The following is a 15845-nucleotide window of genomic DNA, read 5'->3' on the forward strand; positions in this document are numbered from 1 at the left end:
AACAGTGCAGAGGCAAGAAGCTCAAAGGCGGCCGGGGGAAGCTTTTCTCTCGGCCAGGGGGATCCACAAGCGGTTCGGCGCGCTTGTGGTGCTGGAGAATCTGGATTTCTCCATGGGCGATGGCGAGGCGGTCGGCATCGTCGGGCCGAACGGCGCGGGCAAGACGACCCTGCTCAGCGTGCTCGCCGGCGCCTACCCGCCGAGTGCGGGAAGCATCACCTTCGATGGCGCCGACGTCACCAGCCGGACGGCGGCGGAGCGCTGCCGCTCCGGGCTTGTGCGGACGCATCAGATTCCCAAACCCTTCAGCGGCATGACGACTTTCGAAAATGTCTTCGTCGCCGCTTCGCACGGCAATGCGGCAAGCCGCGACGAGGCCTATGAGCGTGTGGTGGATTCGCTGTCGCTCTGCGGCATGCTCGGGGTCGCCAACCGCCCGGCCGACACCCTCGGTCTCCTGGATCGCAAGCGGCTGGAGCTTGCCCGTGCGCTTGCCACGCAGCCGCGGCTGCTGCTGCTCGACGAGATCGGCGGCGGCCTGACCGATGGGGAGGCGAGCGAACTCGTCGAAACCATCCTCGAATTGCGCCGCCGCGGCATCGGCATCGTCTGGATCGAGCATATCGTCCATATCCTGCTGCAGGTGGCGGAAAGGCTGATCTGCATGGATGCCGGCCGGATCATCGCCGATGGCGAGCCGAAGACTGTCATGAGCGATGCGGAGGTGGTCAAGGCCTATCTCGGAGGGACGCCCGCATGAGCCTTCTTTCCATCGAGAATCTCGACGTCCGCCACGGCCTGCTGCAGGCGGTGCGCGGGGTCAGCTTCGATGTCGCCAAAGGCGAGGTGCTGGCGCTGGTCGGCGCGAACGGCGCCGGCAAGACGACGCTGCTCAGATCGATCGCCGGCGCCCATCTGCCCGCCTCCGGCCGCGTCCTGCTCGGCGATGAGGATCTGGCTGCCGTGCCCTCCCACAAGCGGATCGCCAAGGGCATCGCCCTGGTACCGGAAGGCCGGCGGCTGTTTTCGCAGATGACAGTGGAAGAGAACTTGCTTCTCGGCAAGAGCTGCGGGCGCAAGGGCGAGTGGAGCATCGACCGCATCCTCGACGCCTTCCCGAACCTGAAGTCCCGCCGTCACGCCAAGACCGGGCACCTCTCCGGCGGGGAACAGCAGGCGACCGCCATCGGCCGGGCGCTGATGAGCAATCCCGATATTCTTCTGCTGGACGAGGTCTCGCTCGGGCTTTCGCCTCTGGTCGTCGACCGCGTCTATGCCCAGTTGCAGGCGCTGCTGACTTCGGGAACGACCATCGTGCTGGTCGAGCAGGATCTCGGCCGCGCCATGAGTGTCGCAAGCCGTATCATCTGCATGCTGGAAGGCCGTATCGTGCTCGACAGGCCGGCAGCCGCCGTCACCCGCGACGAGGTCACCAAGGCCTATTTCGGACTGCACCGGACAGCCGGCGAAAGGAGCGCATCATGATCAACACCCTGATCCAGGGCCTCCTGCTTGGCGGTTATTACGCCGTCATCGCCTGCGGATTGTCCTTCATGTTTTCGGTCATGCGGATCATCAATCTCGCGCATGGGAGCCTGGCGGTCGCCGCCGCCTACGGGCTGTGGCTGCTCGCCGCCAAGGCCGGCATTCCACCTTTCGCCGGCCTTTTGATCGTGCTGCCCGTCATGGCGGTGATCGGCTGGCTGCTGCAGCGCTTCATCCTCGAACGCAGCGCCCGCGGCGGCACGCTGCTGCCGATCCTGACGACCTTCGGCCTGTCGATCGTCATCGACAATCTGCTGTTCGAACAGTTCGGCGCCGACACACGATCGCTCGCGCCCTTCATCGGCAATCTCTCCTATGCATCCTGGCAGCTGCCCGGCCACATCTTCGTCGGCAAGCTTGCCGTGATGATGATGGTAACGGCGATCCTCATTCTCGGCGGGCTGCAATTCTTCCTCGGCCGCTTTACATTGGGCCGCGCCATCCGCGCGACGGCCGAAGATCCGGATACGGCGGGGCTCGTCGGCATCGATGCGCGCAGGGTGAATGCGGTCGCCACCGCCATCACCATGGTCACGATCGGGATTGCCGGCGCCTTTCTCGGGATGCGGGCGACCTTCAGCCCTTATGCGGGCGGTCCGCAGCTTCTCTTTGCCTTCGAGGCCGCGGTCATCGGCGGAGCGGGATCGCTGTGGGGAACGCTTGCCGGCGGCATCGTTCTCGGCCTTGCCCAGTCGCTCGGCGCGCAATTGCATCCGCAGGGCTTTCTGATCGGCGGCCATGCCGTGTTCCTGCTGGTGCTTTTCATCCGGCTGTCCCGGTCCCGCCTGCCGGTTCTCGACAAGATCGCAGCGCTTCTGAAACCCAGCGCCCTCCTCAACCTTCGCGCACGCCTTCGGAGCTCGACATGACATTCGTCTCCAACGGAATATCAATCGAGCGTTGGACGACCTCGTCGCGGCTGGCGCTCGGCTCCATGGCCGCGGTGTTTGCCCTCCTGATCCTTGCCCCCGCCGTGCTCGGCGCCGGTGCGATCGACCGGATGACCGCCCTGTTCATCTATGTGATCCTGGCCGCCATGTGGAATGCACTCGCCGGTTTCGGCGGGCTGGTCTCGGTTGGCCAGCAGGTGTTCTTCGGCCTCGGCGCCTATTTCACCATTCGGCTCGCCGATGCGGGCCTCGATCCCTTCGTCTCGGTCTTTGCCGCCGCGATCGTGACCGGCGCCCTGTCGATCCCGCTTTCGCTGTTCATGCTGCGGCTGAAGGGCGGCGAGTTTGCGATCGGCATGTGGGTTGTGGCCGAACTCACCCATCTGCTGGTCAATCTCGACCGGCTGATCCAGGGGGAAACCGGAACCTCGCTGATCTCGCTCAATGTCTATGACACCGGCACGCGGCGGGCGGCGATCTACTGGCTTGCGCTCACATCCATGGCCGCCCTGCTCGGCGCGCTCTTCATGCTGATGCGCAGCCGCGCCGGTGCGGCGATGCAGGCGATCCGCGACAATGAGGAGGCGGCGACCTCGGTCGGCGTGCGGGTGACCGCCACCAAGCGGCTGCTCTTCGTGCTCGCCGCCGTCGGCATCGCCATCGCCGGCGGCTTGTGGCTGGCGACCGCCACGACCTTCCAGCCGAAGACCTATTTCAGCGTCCAGTGGACGGCCTACATGATCTTCATGGTGTTGGTCGGCGGGATCGGCAAATTCGAGGGCGCCATCCTCGGCGCCATCCTGTTTTTCGTCATCGAGACTTTCTTCGGCAGCGCTGGGGTCTGGTATCTGATCGGGCTTGGCGCCACCGCGCTGATCTTCTCGCTCTACCTGCCGCGCGGCCTCTGGGGCGAAGTCGAGCGCCGTTTCGACTTCCAGCTTCTGCCCGTCGGCTACCGGCTGAAATTGCCCGGCCCGACGAAAATCAAATGGGAAGAATGAACCCGCCTGCTTCCCGGTTTTCTTGCGAAAGGTGAAATCCATGCTTTTTGGTAAAACAATCCTGGTGACCGGCGTCGCCTCCGGCATCGGCGCCCGGACGGCGGAATTAGCCGGCCAGATGGGCGCTGAGGTCATCGGTGTCGATGTGCGCGAACCGGCAAATGGAAGTGCCGCCTTCATCAAGGGCGATCTCTCCACGCCATCGGGCGTTGCCGAGATTGTCGCGCAGCTGCCGGCGCGCCTCGATGCGCTCGCCAATGTCGCCGGTCTTTCCGGCAGTACTGGCGTCGTCTCAACGCTCGCCGTCAATTTCTACGGGCTGCGCGCTTTGTCGGAAGCCGTGGCGCCCCGCCTGCGCGAAGGCGGCGCCATCGTCAACGTCGCCTCGATCGCCGGTTACGGCTGGCGCGCCAATCTCGAACGGGCCAAATCGCTGACCTCGATCGAGGGCTTTCCGGATGTCGCGGTCGTCGTCGCCGAGCACGGCCTTAAGGACGAGCAAGGCTACCCGCTCTCCAAGGAACTGCTGCTGCTCTGGACCATGCGCGCCGCCCACCAGCCCTTGTTCAAACACCGCAGCATCCGCGTCAATGCGGTGAGCCCCGGACCGGTGGAAACGCCGATCCTCAAGCAGTTCCGTGCCGTGCTCGGCGACGCCAGGGTCGAGAGCGACATCACCCGCGTCGGCCGCGCCGGCACATCAGCCGACATCGCGCCCGCCGTGCTCTTCCTCTGCTCGGACGGCGCACGCTGGATCAATGGCGCCAATCTTGCCGCCGACGGCGGCCTCGAAGCATCCATCAACGCCGAAGTGCTCGGCTTCTAGTTTTTGCCAGGAGACCCCACGATGAATATTTCCCTGCTCATAAACGGCGCCGACCGGCCAGCCTCCAGCGGCCGGACCTATGACCGGATCGATCCCTTCACCGAGAAGCTTGCGAGCCGCGCCGCCGCTGCCAGCCTGGAGGATGTCGCCGCCGCCGTCGACGCCGCCTCCACTGCCTTCGGCGCCTGGTCGAAGACCGGCCCCGGCCAGCGCCGCGCCATCCTGATGAAGGCCGCCGATATCATGGATTCGAAAGTGGCCGAGTTTACCCGGCTGATGATCGAGGAGACCGGCGCCACCGCCCCCTGGGCCGGCTTCAACGTCATGCTCGCCGCCAACATCCTGCGCGAGGCGGGCGCCATGACGACGCAGATTTCAGGCGAAATCATCCCTTCCGACAAGCCCGGCACGCTCGCCATGGGCGTTCGCCAGGCCGCCGGGGTGTGCCTGGCGATCGCGCCCTGGAACGCGCCCGTCATCCTCGCCACCCGCGCCATCGCCATGCCGATCGCCTGCGGCAACACTGTTATTCTCAAGGCATCCGAACAATGCCCGGGCACCCACCGGCTGATCGCCACGGCTCTCGCCGAAGCGGGCCTGCCGGCCGGCGTCATCAACATTCTCACCAATGCTCCTGAGGATGCGCCCGAGATTGTCAACGCACTGATCGCCCATCCGGCCGTCAGGCGCGTGAACTTCACCGGATCGACCAAGGTCGGCAAGATCATCGCCGAGACCTGCGGCAAATATCTCAAGCCCGCTTTGCTCGAGCTCGGCGGCAAGGCGCCGCTCGTCATTCTCGACGACGCCGATATCGACGGCGCTGTAAATGCCGCGATTTTCGGCGCCTTCATGCATCAGGGCCAGATCTGCATGTCGACGGAGCGGATCATCGTCGACACGGCGATTGCCGATCAGTTCGTGGCTAAACTGGCCGCCCGCGCCAGCCAGCTGCCGGCCGGCGACCCGCGCGGACATGTCGTTCTCGGCTCGCTGATCAGCCTCGACGCCGCCAGGAAGATGGAGGAGCTGATCACTGATGCCACAGCCAAGGGCGCAAAACTCGTGGCCGGCGGCAAGCGCTCCGGCACCGTGGTCGAGGCGACGCTGCTCGATCACGTCACTCCTGACATGCGCGTCTATTCGGAAGAATCCTTCGGCCCGGTCAAGCCGATCATTCGCGTCTCCGGCGAGGAGGAAGCAATCCGCGTCGCCAACGACACCGAATACGGCCTGTCATCCGCCGTCTTCAGCCGCAACATCCAGCGGGCGATGGCGGTTGCGGCGCGCATCGAATCCGGCATCTGCCACATCAACGGCCCGACGCTGCACGATGAAGCGCAAATGCCCTTCGGCGGCGTAAAAGGCAGCGGCTACGGCCGCTTCGGCGGCAAGGCAGCGATTGCCGAATTCACCGACCTGCGCTGGATCACCGTGGAGGATTCTGCCCAGCACTATCCCTTCTGAGAGGTCAGGCGCGTCCAGCGAATTTTCCGAGGGTGCGAGCGCGCCATTTCAATGCCGTGGCAGGTGACCTGGCGCGATGCTGTCTCAAACCTGACGTCAGCGAATTCCAGTGTCGGCATGGCCGTCACCGGCGAGCGCCGCATCAGGGCACGAATCCGCGCAATCAGCTCGCTAGATCGACGGCGTCTCTTCCAGCAGCTCGCGAACGAAATCGAACATGCCGTGGCGGCGGTCGCGGCGCAGGCGTTCGGCCTTGACGATCGATTGGACGGCGTCGAAGGCGGTGTTGAGATCGTCATTGACGATGACATAATCATATTCGCGCCAGTGGGCGATCTCGGCGCGGCTGTTGGCCAGACGCGTCTGAATCACCTCCTCGGAATCCTCGGCACGGCGGTGCAGCCGCGACTGGAGCTCCGTCATGGTTGGCGGCAGCACGAAGATCGAGACGACGTCGGCCGACATCTTCTCCTGCAGCTGTTGAGCGCCCTGCCAGTCGATATCGAACAGCATGTCGCGGCCTTCGGCCATGGCCTGCTCGACCGGCTCGCGCGGCGTGCCGTAGAAATTGCCATGCACCTCGGCCCATTCGAGCAGTGCGTCGCTGTCGCGCAACCGCTCGAACTCGCGCACGCTCTTGAAATGATAATGCACGCCTTCGACTTCGCTCGGGCGGCGCTGGCGCGTAGTGACGCTGACGGAGAGGCCGATATGCTTGTCGGTTTCCAGAAGCGTGCGCGCAATGGTGGACTTGCCGGCGCCCGATGGCGACGAAATAACAAGCATCAGACCGCGGCGGGCGATCTGTACGGGCGAGGATTTCGCCGGTTTCATGTCCTACTCCAAATTCTGGACCTGCTCGCGGAACTGGTCGATCACGACTTTCAGCTCGATGCCGGCGGCCGTGACCGCCGAGGCATTCGACTTCGAGCAGATGGTATTCGATTCGCGGTTAAATTCCTGTGCAAGGAAGTCCAGCCGGCGCCCGGCAGGCCCGCCTTTCACCAGGAGATCGCGCGCGGCGGCGATATGCGCCTTCAGGCGATCGATTTCTTCGCGCAGATCCGCCTTGGTCGCCAATAAAGCGGCCTCGGCGTGCAGCCTGTCACGGTCGAGCGCGGCCATGCCGTCCATCAGCAAGGCGACCTGTGCCGCAAGCCGGGCGGCGATCTCCGGCTGAGATCGCGAGGGATCCAGCTCGATCGTCCGGGTCAGGCCCTCGATCGTCGCAACGTGATCGAGAAGAATGCGGGAAAGCGCCGCCCCTTCCTGTGCGCGCATTGCCTTGAGATCGGCAAGCGCGGCGAGCAGGCCGGCGACAATATCGGCATCACGGGCGGCAAGCGCCTCCTCGCCGTCCTCGCCTTCACGGAACTCCACGATGCCGCGCACCAGAAGCAGCGTATCGAGCTTCAACGGCGCCGGATCGATCACGTCAACCAGTTGCTCGCGCATGGCGAGCACGGCAGCGAGCGCCTCTTTGTTCAGAACCGCCTCGAAACGGTTCTCATCGGCGGTGACAGATAGGGTTGCCTGCAGGTTGCCGCGGCTGAAGGTTTCGCCGGCAAGGCGGCGGACCTCCGCCTCCATGCGTTCGAGGCCGGGCGGCAGGCGCAGGCGCAGGTCGAAACCCTTGCCGTTGACCGAGCGCAGTTCCCATGCCCAGCGCCAGCGGCCGCTCGTTCCCTCGCGCCGCGCAAAACCGGTCATCGACTGCAAAGCCATGGGAGCCTCCCGAAAACTGTCAGTTGATTTTCTTTTTCTTCGGCGGCACGACAGCCGCGCCATTGTCGCCCGGCTGCTCTTCCGGCTGGCCGTCGACGGCGATATTCGGGTCCGAACCCTTGTCGGCCTCGAGCTTGCGCCAGCGCTTGACGTTGGCATTGTGCTCGTCGAGCGTAGCGGCAAAGACGTGGCCGCCGGTGCCGTCGGCGACGAAATAGAGATCCTGGGATTTCCAAGGGTTGGCGACGGCTTCCAGCGCATCCTTGCCGGGATTGGCGATCGGCGTCGGCGGCAGGCCCTTGATGACATAGGTATTGTAAGGCGTGTCCCGTTTCAGATCCGACTGATAGATCGGCCGGTCCGCCGGTTTTCCCTCGCCACCGAACAGCCCATAGATGATCGTCGGATCGGACTGCAGGCGCATGCCCTTGCCAAGCCGGTTCAGGAACACGGAAGCGACATGGGCGCGTTCGTCGGGAATGCCGGTCTCCTTTTCGACGATCGAAGCGAGCGTCACGAATTCTTCTTTGGATCGCAGCGGCAGCGAGGCGTCGCGCTTATCCCAGATCTGATCGACCAGCTTCTGCTGTGCAGCCGCCATCTGTTCGATGATTTCCGAGCGCTTGGTGCCGCGCGAGAATTTGTAGGTGTCCGGACGCAGGCTGCCTTCGGCCGGCAGTGCGGCCGGCAAGTCGCCTTCCAGCACCGGATCCTGCAGCATGCGGTCGAACATCTGGCGGACCGTCAGGCCCTCCGGAAAGGACACCGAATAGAGGATGGACTTGCCCGATTTCAGCAGCTCCATGATATCGCTCATCGAGGCTCTCGCCTTGATCTCATATTCGCCGGCCTTCAGGCTCTCGCCGGCGGAAAGATGCGTCGCCGTCAGATATCGGAAGATACGGGCATCGGAGATGATCGCGTTGCGCTCGAGGTTCGAGGCGATTTCGGCGAGACCAGCGCCGTTGCGGACGATGAAATTGGTGTTGGTCTGCAGCGGGCCCGGGCTCTGATAGGTCGAGGTCGCGTAGTAGAAGCCGATGACGGCGAGGACGCAGACCAGCACCGTCATCGTCATGATGAAGTTCAGGAAAAGGACGATCTGGCTGCGAGCGTTCTTGGAGCGTTTCGGCGGCTCGGGAACACGTTCCGGACGCAGGGCTTCGCTCGGCGACTTCGGGATGATCGGTCCCTTCTGCGCCTGGGTATCGTTGCTCTGGTTCGTCGTATCGCTCACCGGCAATCCTCTATAACTCAGCCCTCATTCCGCTATTTCGCGAAGCAATGCGGCAAAAGCAGGTTCTGCCACCGTTCAACGAAGCCGCTGCCGGCCGTTGTGCTTTCACCCGGCCTGCTAAGGCGGACCCTTTACTGCGCGTAACGGCGCAGCACGAGCGATGCATTCGTGCCGCCGAATCCGAAGGAGTTGGACAGGGCCACATTGATTTCTCGCTCACTCGCCTTGTGCGGAACAAGATCGATCGCCGTCTCGCGTTCGGGATTGTCGAGATTGAGCGTCGGCGGCGCGATGTTGTCCCGAATGGCGAGCGTGGCGAAGATCGCCTCGATCGCGCCGGCTGCACCGAGAAGGTGTCCCGTCGCCGACTTGGTCGAAGACATGGAGATCTTCGACGCCGCGTTACCGACCAGGCGCTCGACCGCCCCGAGTTCGATCGTGTCGGCCATGGTCGAAGTACCGTGGGCGTTGATGTAATCGATGTCGGCCGGCGTCAGCCCGGCACGCTTCAGCGCCATCGCCATGCAGCGGCCGGCACCCTCGCCGTTTTCGGAAGGCGCGGTAATGTGATAGGCGTCGCCCGACAGGCCGTAACCGACGACCTCGGCGTAGATCTTGGCGCCGCGGGCCTTGGCATGCTCCAGCTCTTCGAGCACCACGATGCCGGCGCCCTCGCCCATTACGAAGCCGTCGCGATCACGGTCATAGGGGCGCGAAGCCTTCTGCGGATCGTCATTGTGCTGGGTCGACAGCGCCTTGCAGGCGGCAAATCCTGCCAGCGAAATACGGCTGACGGGAGATTCCGTGCCGCCGGCGACCATGACGTCGGCGTCACCAAGCGCGATCAGCCGCGCGGCATCGCCGATCGCATGCGCACCCGTCGAGCAGGCGGTGACGACCGAATGATTGGGTCCGCGCAGCTTGTGGCGGATCGAAACCTGGCCGGAAACGAGATTGATCAGGCGGCCGGGAATGAAGAAGGGGGAGATGCGGCGCGGGCCCTTATCGCGCAGGGTGTAACCCGCTTCGACGATGCCTTCGATGCCGCCGATGCCGGAGCCGATCAACACGCCGGTGGCAATCTGATCCTCATCGGTCTCGGGATGCCAGCCGGCATCGGTAAGCGCCATATCGGCGGCGGCCATGCCGAAGATGATGAAGGGATCGACCTTGCGCTGCTCCTTCGGCTCCATCCACTGATCGGCATTGAAGGTGCCGTCGGTACCGTCACCGATCGGAATACGGCAAGCGATCTTGGCGGGAAGGTCGTCGACTTCGAATTCGGTGACCAGACGAGCGCCGTTCTGGCCGGCAAGCAGCCGCGACCACGTCACCTCAGTTCCGCATCCCAAGGGTGATACCATGCCGGTACCGGTGATGACGACACGTCTCATCGCGTACTTTCCCCCGTCTCTTATGTTCTATGGAGAAATATGCCGAAAAGAAAAAGGGCGGACTCCAGGCCCGCCCTTTCTCAAATATACAGGATCAGGCCTGGGCCTTCTCAATAAACTTCACTGCATCACCGACCGTCAGGATCGAGTCGGCAGCGTCGTCAGGAATTTCGACGCCGAATTCTTCTTCGAATGCCATGACAAGTTCGACCGTGTCGAGCGAGTCAGCGCCCAGATCGTCGATAAAGCTGGCGCTCTCGACGACCTTGTCGGCATCGACGCCAAGATGATCAATAACAATTTTCTTTACGCGTTCTGCGATATCGCTCATGTCGGTTTCCTCGACCTTATGTCCTGATCGGAATGCCGTTGCGGCACCCCTACCCTGTTTCAGCCTGCGATGTTTTCAGACATCCTCGGCAAACTCGTTTACCCGGCTTCAGAGATGTCCCAGGCTTGCGAAAAGCCCGCCGGTTCGTCTGCTTTCTCGGGACGACTGTTCACAGTCATTGGCCCGCTTAACATGGTTTAAGTCTGCCGCAAAGCCAGAAAATCAACGCTTCGTGATTGCTCAACATGCTATTGCGGGAAATATCCCCATGCCAACAGTTTGTCGTTTCAGATCATCGCCATGCCGCCGTTTACGTGCAGCGTCTGGCCGGTCATGTAGGCGGCTTCAGAGGATGCAAGGTAAGCAACAGCCGAAGCGACCTCGCCGCCCGTGCCCATGCGCCTCATCGGGATAGCCCCCATGATCGCTTCCTTCTGCTTGTCGTTCAGCTTGCCGGTCATGGCGCTTTCGACGAAGCCGGGCGCGACGCAGTTGACCGTCACGTTACGGGTGGCGATTTCCTGCGCCAAGGACTTGGTGAAGCCGATCATGCCGGCCTTGGAGGCGCAGTAATTGGCCTGGCCCGGATTGCCGGTGACGCCGACGACGGAGGTGATGTTGATGATACGGCCATAGCGGCGGCGCATCATCGGATGCGTCAACTCGCGCGTCAGGCGGAAGGTCGCCGTCAGATTGACCTCGAGGACCGCATCCCAATCCTCGTCGCTCATGCGCACGAACAAGCCGTCCTTGGTGATGCCGGCATTGTTGACGAGGATATCGACACCTTCGAGATCGGCCTCGGCCCTCTGGCCGAGCGCCTTCACCTCTTCGCGGTCCGACAGGTTGGCCGGAAAGATCTTCACGCGCTCGCCGAGCTCGGCCGCCAGCGCTTCCAGCTTCTCGACGCGGGTGCCGTGCAGACCGACGATGGCGCCCTGCTTATGAAGAAGGCGGGCGATTTCCTCGCCGATACCGCCCGATGCGCCGGTGACGAGAGCCTTGCGGCCGGAAAGATCGAACATGGAAAGGTTCCTTATATCTGGAGATATCAATCAGGCCATAAGGGCGGCGACGGCCGCTTCGATATCCGCCGGTCCGCTGACGGAGATGCCATTAACTGTTTTGTCGATGCGGCGGGCAAGACCGGTCAGCACTTTGCCGGAACCGAGCTCGTAAAGCGTCGTGACGCCATTTGCGGCAAACCATTCCACCGTCTCGCGCCAGCGGACCTGACCGGTCACCTGCTCGACCAGGAGGCTGGCGATCTCGTCGGCGCCGGTCACCGGCGCGGCGCGGACATTGGCGATCAGGGGCACGACGGGATCGGACTTGGCGACCGTTGCCAGCGCCGCGCGCATGGCCTCGGCCGCAGGCGCCATCAGCTTGGAATGGAAGGGAGCGGAGACCGGCAGCAGAATGGCGCGCTTGGCGCCCTTGTCGGTCGCAAGGCCGGCGGCCTTTTCGACGGCTGGCTTCTCGCCTGAGATGACGATCTGGCCGCCGCCATTGTCGTTGGCGATCTGGCAGGCGCCGATGGCGGCCGCCTCCTCGCAGACGGCAACGACATCGGCCTGTTCGAGGCCGATGATCGCGGCCATGGCGCCGACGCCGACGGGAACGGCCGCCTGCATGGCATTGCCGCGAATACGCAGCAGCCGCGCCGTATCGGCGAGCGAAAATGTGCCGGCGGCGCAGAGTGCTGAATATTCGCCGAGCGAGTGGCCGGCGACGTAGGCGACCTTCGACTGCAGATCCAGCCCCTTGGCCTGCAGAACACGGATGACGGCGATCGATACCGCCATCAGCGCCGGCTGGGCGTTCGCCGTCAGGGTCAACGTGTCCTCGGGACCATTGAACATGACGTCGGAAAGCTTTTCACCAAGCGCCTCGTCAACCTCTTCGAAAACGGCACGGGCTTCGGCGAAATTCTCGGCGAGATCCTTGCCCATGCCGACGGCCTGGCTGCCTTGGCCGGGAAAAGTGAAAGCGATGGTCATGTTCATGTCCCTGACTGTGCCCCTCAAGGCTGTTTTGCCTCCAATTGACATTCTTTCCGGCAGAGTCAAGTGGCGCTCCATTCTCCGCAAAGCCTTTCGCGCCCGCGCAAAAGCCCGGATTTTGCTCTTGCGCTCCGTCAAATCCAGCCTAGATTTGCCCAGACCCTTCCTAGGCTCCCCTCTCTCTCCCAAGGTTTTTCCATGAAGTACAATTCCCTAGGCCGAACCGACATTTCCGTTTCAGAAATCTGCCTCGGCACCATGACCTGGGGCTCGCAGAACAGCGAAGCCGACGCTCATGCGCAGATGGACTATGCCGTCGAGAAGGGCGTCAATTTCTTCGATACCGCCGAACTCTACCCGACCACGCCGGTTTCGCCCGAAACACAGGGCTGGACCGAAGACTATATCGGCAGTTGGTTCAGCAAATCGGGCAAGCGTCGAGATATCGTGCTCGCCACCAAGGTCGCCGGCCGCGGCCGCGATTATCTGCGCGGCGGCGAAGGCGCGGATGCAAAAAATATTCGCCTGGCGCTTGAGGCCAGCCTCAAGCGGCTGAGAACCGATTACATCGATCTTTACCAGATTCACTGGCCAAACCGCGGCCACTTCCACTTCCGTCAGAACTGGAGCTACAATCCCTTCACCCAGGACCGGGAGAAGGCCGTCGCCAATATGCTCGAGATCCTGGAAACACTCGGCGCGCTGGTGAAGGAAGGCAAGATCCGTGCAATCGGCCTTTCCAACGAGACTACCTGGGGCATCCAGAAATATCTGACGCTCTCCGAACAGAAGAGCCTGCCGCGAGTCGCCAGCGTCCAGAACGAGTACAATCTGCTCTACCGCCATTTCGACCTCGATCTCGCCGAACTCTCGCATCACGAGGACGTCGGGCTGCTCGCCTATTCGCCGCTCGCCGGCGGCATCCTGACCGGCAAATATGTCGATGGTCTGAGGCCGAAGGGTTCGCGCGCGTCGATCAATCCCGATATCGGCGGCCGGCTGCAGCCGCTGCAGGAGCCGGCGACCAAAGCCTATCTGGCGCTCGCGGCGCGATACGGCCTCAATCCGGCAGTGATGGCGCTCGCCTTCTGCCGATCGAGGCCCTTCATGACGTCCGTCATCATCGGCGCGACGTCGATGGAACAGCTGAAAATCGATATCGGCGCGGCCGACCTGACGCTTTCGGATGAGATTCTGGCGGAGATCGCCAAGGTGCACCGGCAGTATCCGCTGACGCTCTGATCTATCCCCGATCGCCGCGACGCTGCCGATCGGCAGCGTCGGGTTCGAATGTCCGATTACGCTTGCCTTTCGCCAAAAAATCCGTATAAGCCGCGCTGTTCGTTAACCCGGTCTTCTGGCTGGTGGCTGAACGGAGGGCCGGTTTCCTATCGGAAATCGTTCGGAACGGAAGCGTTCCAGCCTCCCGTGTCTCCGCTCTCGACCGTCTCGGAAACGCTTTTCTTGCCTGGGTCCGCCCAATCAGGAGCAGTCGTTGAGGCTTAGCCGCCGAATATCGGGTTGAACCAAACGCAAGAAAGGCAAAGCTGTCATGGCTCTTTATGAACATGTATTCCTTGCCCGGCAGGATATTTCCGCTCAGCAGGTCGATGCCCTCGTAGAACAGTACAAGGGTGTGATCGAAGCTAACGGCGGCAAGGTCGGGCGCATCGAAAACTGGGGCCTCAAGTCCCTCACCTATCGCATCAAGAAGAACCGCAAGGCGCATTATGCCCTGATGGACATCGATGCCCCGGCCGCCGCGATCCAGGAAATGGAACGCCAGATGCGCATCAGCGAAGACGTTCTTCGCTACATGACCATCGCCGTCGAAAAGCACGAAGAAGGCCCGTCTGCCATGCTGCAGAAGCGCGACCGCGACGACCGCGGCCCGCGTGAAGGTGGCGATCGTGGCCCGCGCCGCGAATTCGGCGACCGTCCGCCGCGCCGTGACGGCGACTTCCAGCGTGGCCCGCGTCCGGACCGCGCTCCCCGCGAAGACCGTGCATAAGGAGATATAAGAATGTCTGAAGCTTCCTCCGCACCGGTCCGCCGTCCGTTCCATCGCCGCCGCAAGACCTGCCCGTTCTCCGGCGCAAACGCACCGCGGATCGACTACAAGGACGTACGCCTGCTGCAGCGCTACATTTCCGAGCGCGGCAAGATCGTTCCGTCCCGCATCACAGCCGTTTCCCAGAAGAAGCAGCGCGAACTCGCCCAGGCGATCAAGCGCGCCCGTTTCCTCGGCCTGCTGCCCTACGTCGTCGCTTAATCGGCCGATGTGACCAGATTTAGGGGAAGGCATTCGTGCCTTCCCTTCTCCCTTTCGCGATGGGCGCGGATCGGAATTCTCAAAACCCATGTTGAGACGTTTCTGAATTCGATTCAGCAACAGCCTCTAACTGCTTGATGAAGCAGGACAGCGACCTTGAAACGACCGGATCTTAAAACGCTGCTGATCGGCGCACTCGCCGGATTGACCGCCGCCCTGCTGGTGCTGGACGCGAGCATGCAGCCGTCGTTTTTCAGCGCGCTCCTCTACACGGCCTCGGCACTGCCGATCCTGATCGTCGGACTTGGCTGGGGCAATGCCGCCGCGATTTCGGCCGTCGTCACGGGAGCGGCGCTTGGTGCGGTCCTCATCTCCCCGTCTTTCGCGCTTATCATGACGCTGGTGACGCTGCTGCCGGCCGGCTGGCTCAGCCATCTTGCCAATCTCGCGCGTCCCGCCTCCGAGCTCGGCGGCCCCGACCATCTGCTTGCCTGGTATCCGCTTTCCGATATCCTGCTGCATCTGTGCGGCCTGGTGACGCTTGCCGTCATCGTCATCGGCGTGATGATCGGCTATGGGCCTGATATCACCGACCCGATCGTCGATCTGCTGATCGCCTCGGTCAAGCAGCAGCAGCCGGAATTCATGCCCGATCCGGCGGCAACCGCGCAGACCAAATCGCTGATCCTGCTGATGCTGCCGGCCGTGCAGGGCGGCATGTGGGTCAGCATGCTGTTTGCCGCTTATTATTTCGCCGTGCGCATTGTCGCCGCATCCGGCCGGGGCCTTCGGCCGCGCGAGGATATTCCTTCGTCGCTGCGGATGAACCGCAATTCGATCTTCATCTTCCTGGCCGGGCTTGCCGCCTGCTTCTTCGGCGGCGTTCCGGCGCTCGTCGGCGCCACCGTGATCGGCACCTTCGGCGCCGGTTTCATGCTCTCCGGCTTCGCCTCGCTGCATTTCCGCACTCGCGGCAAGGACTGGCGCATACCGGCCCTCATCCTTGGCTACCTGGCTTCGCTGCTCATGCTGCTGCCAGCTCTCCTCATCCTCGTCCTGGGTCTCAGCGATACGCGCAAGGCGATCGCGCTCACCCCGGCGAAAGATGCCGATACCTCCAAACAATCCAACACGAAAATCTGAGACACCAGAAA

17 protein-coding genes and 1 pseudogene are annotated in these 15845 nt (G+C 63.0%); 10 read left to right on the forward strand and 8 right to left on the reverse strand.

The window, feature by feature from the left end:
- The first annotated feature begins 4 nt into the window (after positions 1 to 4).
- The 6 genes from QWJ46_RS06320 to QWJ46_RS06345 are packed head-to-tail and all read left to right on the forward strand — an operon-like array spanning position 5 to position 5729.
- The gene (locus tag QWJ46_RS06320) at positions 5 to 760 is read left to right on the forward strand and encodes an ABC transporter ATP-binding protein (protein ID WP_302749880.1); all 756 of its coding nucleotides are present in this window, start codon (positions 5 to 7) and stop codon (positions 758 to 760) included.
- Complete coding sequence (locus QWJ46_RS06325) at positions 757 to 1485, forward strand: ABC transporter ATP-binding protein (RefSeq protein WP_184453217.1); 729 nt, start codon at positions 757 to 759, stop codon at positions 1483 to 1485. Before QWJ46_RS06320 ends, QWJ46_RS06325 begins: the two co-directional genes overlap by 4 nt.
- A complete protein-coding gene (locus QWJ46_RS06330) occupies positions 1482 to 2414 on the forward strand; it encodes a branched-chain amino acid ABC transporter permease (RefSeq protein WP_184453219.1) in 933 nt (310 codons plus the stop codon). The genes QWJ46_RS06325 and QWJ46_RS06330 overlap by 4 nt, the downstream gene beginning before the upstream one ends.
- Positions 2411 to 3436 (forward strand): branched-chain amino acid ABC transporter permease, encoded by a 1026-nt coding sequence (locus QWJ46_RS06335; protein WP_302749881.1) that lies wholly within the window; start codon positions 2411 to 2413, stop codon positions 3434 to 3436. The genes QWJ46_RS06330 and QWJ46_RS06335 overlap by 4 nt, the downstream gene beginning before the upstream one ends.
- A gap of 40 nt (positions 3437 to 3476) precedes the next feature.
- Positions 3477 to 4262, forward strand: a complete 786-nt coding sequence (locus QWJ46_RS06340; protein ID WP_184453223.1) for a coniferyl-alcohol dehydrogenase — start codon at positions 3477 to 3479, stop codon at positions 4260 to 4262.
- Positions 4263 to 4283: 21 nt separating this feature from the next.
- Positions 4284 to 5729, forward strand: a complete 1446-nt coding sequence (locus QWJ46_RS06345; protein ID WP_184453226.1) for an aldehyde dehydrogenase — start codon at positions 4284 to 4286, stop codon at positions 5727 to 5729.
- Positions 5730 to 5770: 41 nt separating this feature from the next.
- Here the strand turns inward: QWJ46_RS06345 and QWJ46_RS06350 are convergent.
- The 8 genes and pseudogenes from QWJ46_RS06350 to fabD form a co-directional block, all read right to left on the reverse strand.
- A pseudogene (locus QWJ46_RS06350) lies at positions 5771 to 5905 on the reverse strand (DNA-binding response regulator); the annotation flags it as partial.
- Positions 5901 to 6563: a guanylate kinase gene (gene gmk / locus QWJ46_RS06355; RefSeq protein ID WP_184453228.1), complete on the reverse strand. Its 663-nt coding sequence runs from the start codon at positions 6561 to 6563 to the stop codon at positions 5901 to 5903. The gene gmk and the pseudogene QWJ46_RS06350, both read right to left, overlap by 5 nt.
- Positions 6564 to 6566: 3 nt before the next feature.
- Positions 6567 to 7454, reverse strand: a complete 888-nt coding sequence (locus QWJ46_RS06360) for a YicC/YloC family endoribonuclease (protein ID WP_302749882.1) — start codon at positions 7452 to 7454, stop codon at positions 6567 to 6569.
- A gap of 19 nt (positions 7455 to 7473) precedes the next feature.
- Positions 7474 to 8691: an endolytic transglycosylase MltG gene (mltG, locus tag QWJ46_RS06365; protein WP_184453232.1), complete on the reverse strand. Its 1218-nt coding sequence runs from the start codon at positions 8689 to 8691 to the stop codon at positions 7474 to 7476.
- Between the two features lie 131 nt (positions 8692 to 8822).
- A complete protein-coding gene (gene fabF / locus QWJ46_RS06370) occupies positions 8823 to 10085 on the reverse strand; it encodes a beta-ketoacyl-ACP synthase II (RefSeq protein ID WP_302749883.1) in 1263 nt (420 codons plus the stop codon).
- Between the two features lie 94 nt (positions 10086 to 10179).
- On the reverse strand, positions 10180 to 10416 hold the full coding sequence (locus tag QWJ46_RS06375) for an acyl carrier protein (protein WP_003547058.1): 237 nt from the start codon (positions 10414 to 10416) through the stop codon (positions 10180 to 10182).
- Positions 10417 to 10703: 287 nt separating this feature from the next.
- Positions 10704 to 11441: a 3-oxoacyl-[acyl-carrier-protein] reductase gene (fabG, locus tag QWJ46_RS06380; RefSeq protein ID WP_302749923.1), complete on the reverse strand. Its 738-nt coding sequence runs from the start codon at positions 11439 to 11441 to the stop codon at positions 10704 to 10706.
- 30 nt (positions 11442 to 11471) lie between these two features.
- Positions 11472 to 12416: an ACP S-malonyltransferase gene (gene fabD / locus QWJ46_RS06385; protein WP_302749925.1), complete on the reverse strand. Its 945-nt coding sequence runs from the start codon at positions 12414 to 12416 to the stop codon at positions 11472 to 11474.
- 201 nt (positions 12417 to 12617) lie between these two features.
- On the opposite strand from fabD, the gene QWJ46_RS06390 reads away from it, so the two are divergent.
- The 4 genes from QWJ46_RS06390 to QWJ46_RS06405 all read left to right on the forward strand — a co-directional run bounded on the left by QWJ46_RS06390 (position 12618) and on the right by QWJ46_RS06405 (position 15834).
- Positions 12618 to 13661 (forward strand): aldo/keto reductase, encoded by a 1044-nt coding sequence (locus QWJ46_RS06390; RefSeq protein ID WP_302749927.1) that lies wholly within the window; start codon positions 12618 to 12620, stop codon positions 13659 to 13661.
- Between the two features lie 310 nt (positions 13662 to 13971).
- Complete coding sequence (gene rpsF / locus QWJ46_RS06395; RefSeq protein WP_004680499.1) at positions 13972 to 14430, forward strand: 30S ribosomal protein S6; 459 nt, start codon at positions 13972 to 13974, stop codon at positions 14428 to 14430.
- Between the two features lie 12 nt (positions 14431 to 14442).
- On the forward strand, positions 14443 to 14691 hold the full coding sequence (gene rpsR, locus QWJ46_RS06400) for a 30S ribosomal protein S18 (RefSeq protein ID WP_004680498.1): 249 nt from the start codon (positions 14443 to 14445) through the stop codon (positions 14689 to 14691).
- 156 nt (positions 14692 to 14847) lie between these two features.
- A complete protein-coding gene (locus tag QWJ46_RS06405; RefSeq protein WP_302749931.1) occupies positions 14848 to 15834 on the forward strand; it encodes a DUF2232 domain-containing protein in 987 nt (328 codons plus the stop codon).
- Positions 15835 to 15845: the final 11 nt, after the last annotated feature.

Origin of the sequence: Rhizobium sp. CBN3, from assembly GCF_030518245.1 — a bacterium.
Classification (GTDB): domain Bacteria; phylum Pseudomonadota; class Alphaproteobacteria; order Rhizobiales; family Rhizobiaceae; genus Rhizobium; species Rhizobium aethiopicum_A.

Coding starts and splice junctions, on each gene's coding strand:
- QWJ46_RS06325 (WP_184453217.1), top strand. CDS start 757: ATGAGCCTTCTTTCCATCGAGAATCTCGACGTCCGCCACGGCCTGCTG.
- QWJ46_RS06330 (WP_184453219.1), top strand. CDS start 1,482: ATGATCAACACCCTGATCCAGGGCCTCCTGCTTGGCGGTTATTACGCC.
- QWJ46_RS06335 (WP_302749881.1), top strand. CDS start 2,411: ATGACATTCGTCTCCAACGGAATATCAATCGAGCGTTGGACGACCTCG.
- QWJ46_RS06340 (WP_184453223.1), top strand. CDS start 3,477: ATGCTTTTTGGTAAAACAATCCTGGTGACCGGCGTCGCCTCCGGCATC.
- QWJ46_RS06345 (WP_184453226.1), top strand. CDS start 4,284: ATGAATATTTCCCTGCTCATAAACGGCGCCGACCGGCCAGCCTCCAGC.
- gmk (WP_184453228.1), bottom strand. CDS start 6,563: ATGAAACCGGCGAAATCCTCGCCCGTACAGATCGCCCGCCGCGGTCTG.
- QWJ46_RS06360 (WP_302749882.1), bottom strand. CDS start 7,454: ATGGCTTTGCAGTCGATGACCGGTTTTGCGCGGCGCGAGGGAACGAGC.
- fabF (WP_302749883.1), bottom strand. CDS start 10,085: ATGAGACGTGTCGTCATCACCGGTACCGGCATGGTATCACCCTTGGGA.
- QWJ46_RS06375 (WP_003547058.1), bottom strand. CDS start 10,416: ATGAGCGATATCGCAGAACGCGTAAAGAAAATTGTTATTGATCATCTT.
- fabG (WP_302749923.1), bottom strand. CDS start 11,441: ATGTTCGATCTTTCCGGCCGCAAGGCTCTCGTCACCGGCGCATCGGGC.
- fabD (WP_302749925.1), bottom strand. CDS start 12,416: ATGACCATCGCTTTCACTTTTCCCGGCCAAGGCAGCCAGGCCGTCGGC.
- QWJ46_RS06390 (WP_302749927.1), top strand. CDS start 12,618: ATGAAGTACAATTCCCTAGGCCGAACCGACATTTCCGTTTCAGAAATC.
- rpsF (WP_004680499.1), top strand. CDS start 13,972: ATGGCTCTTTATGAACATGTATTCCTTGCCCGGCAGGATATTTCCGCT.
- rpsR (WP_004680498.1), top strand. CDS start 14,443: ATGTCTGAAGCTTCCTCCGCACCGGTCCGCCGTCCGTTCCATCGCCGC.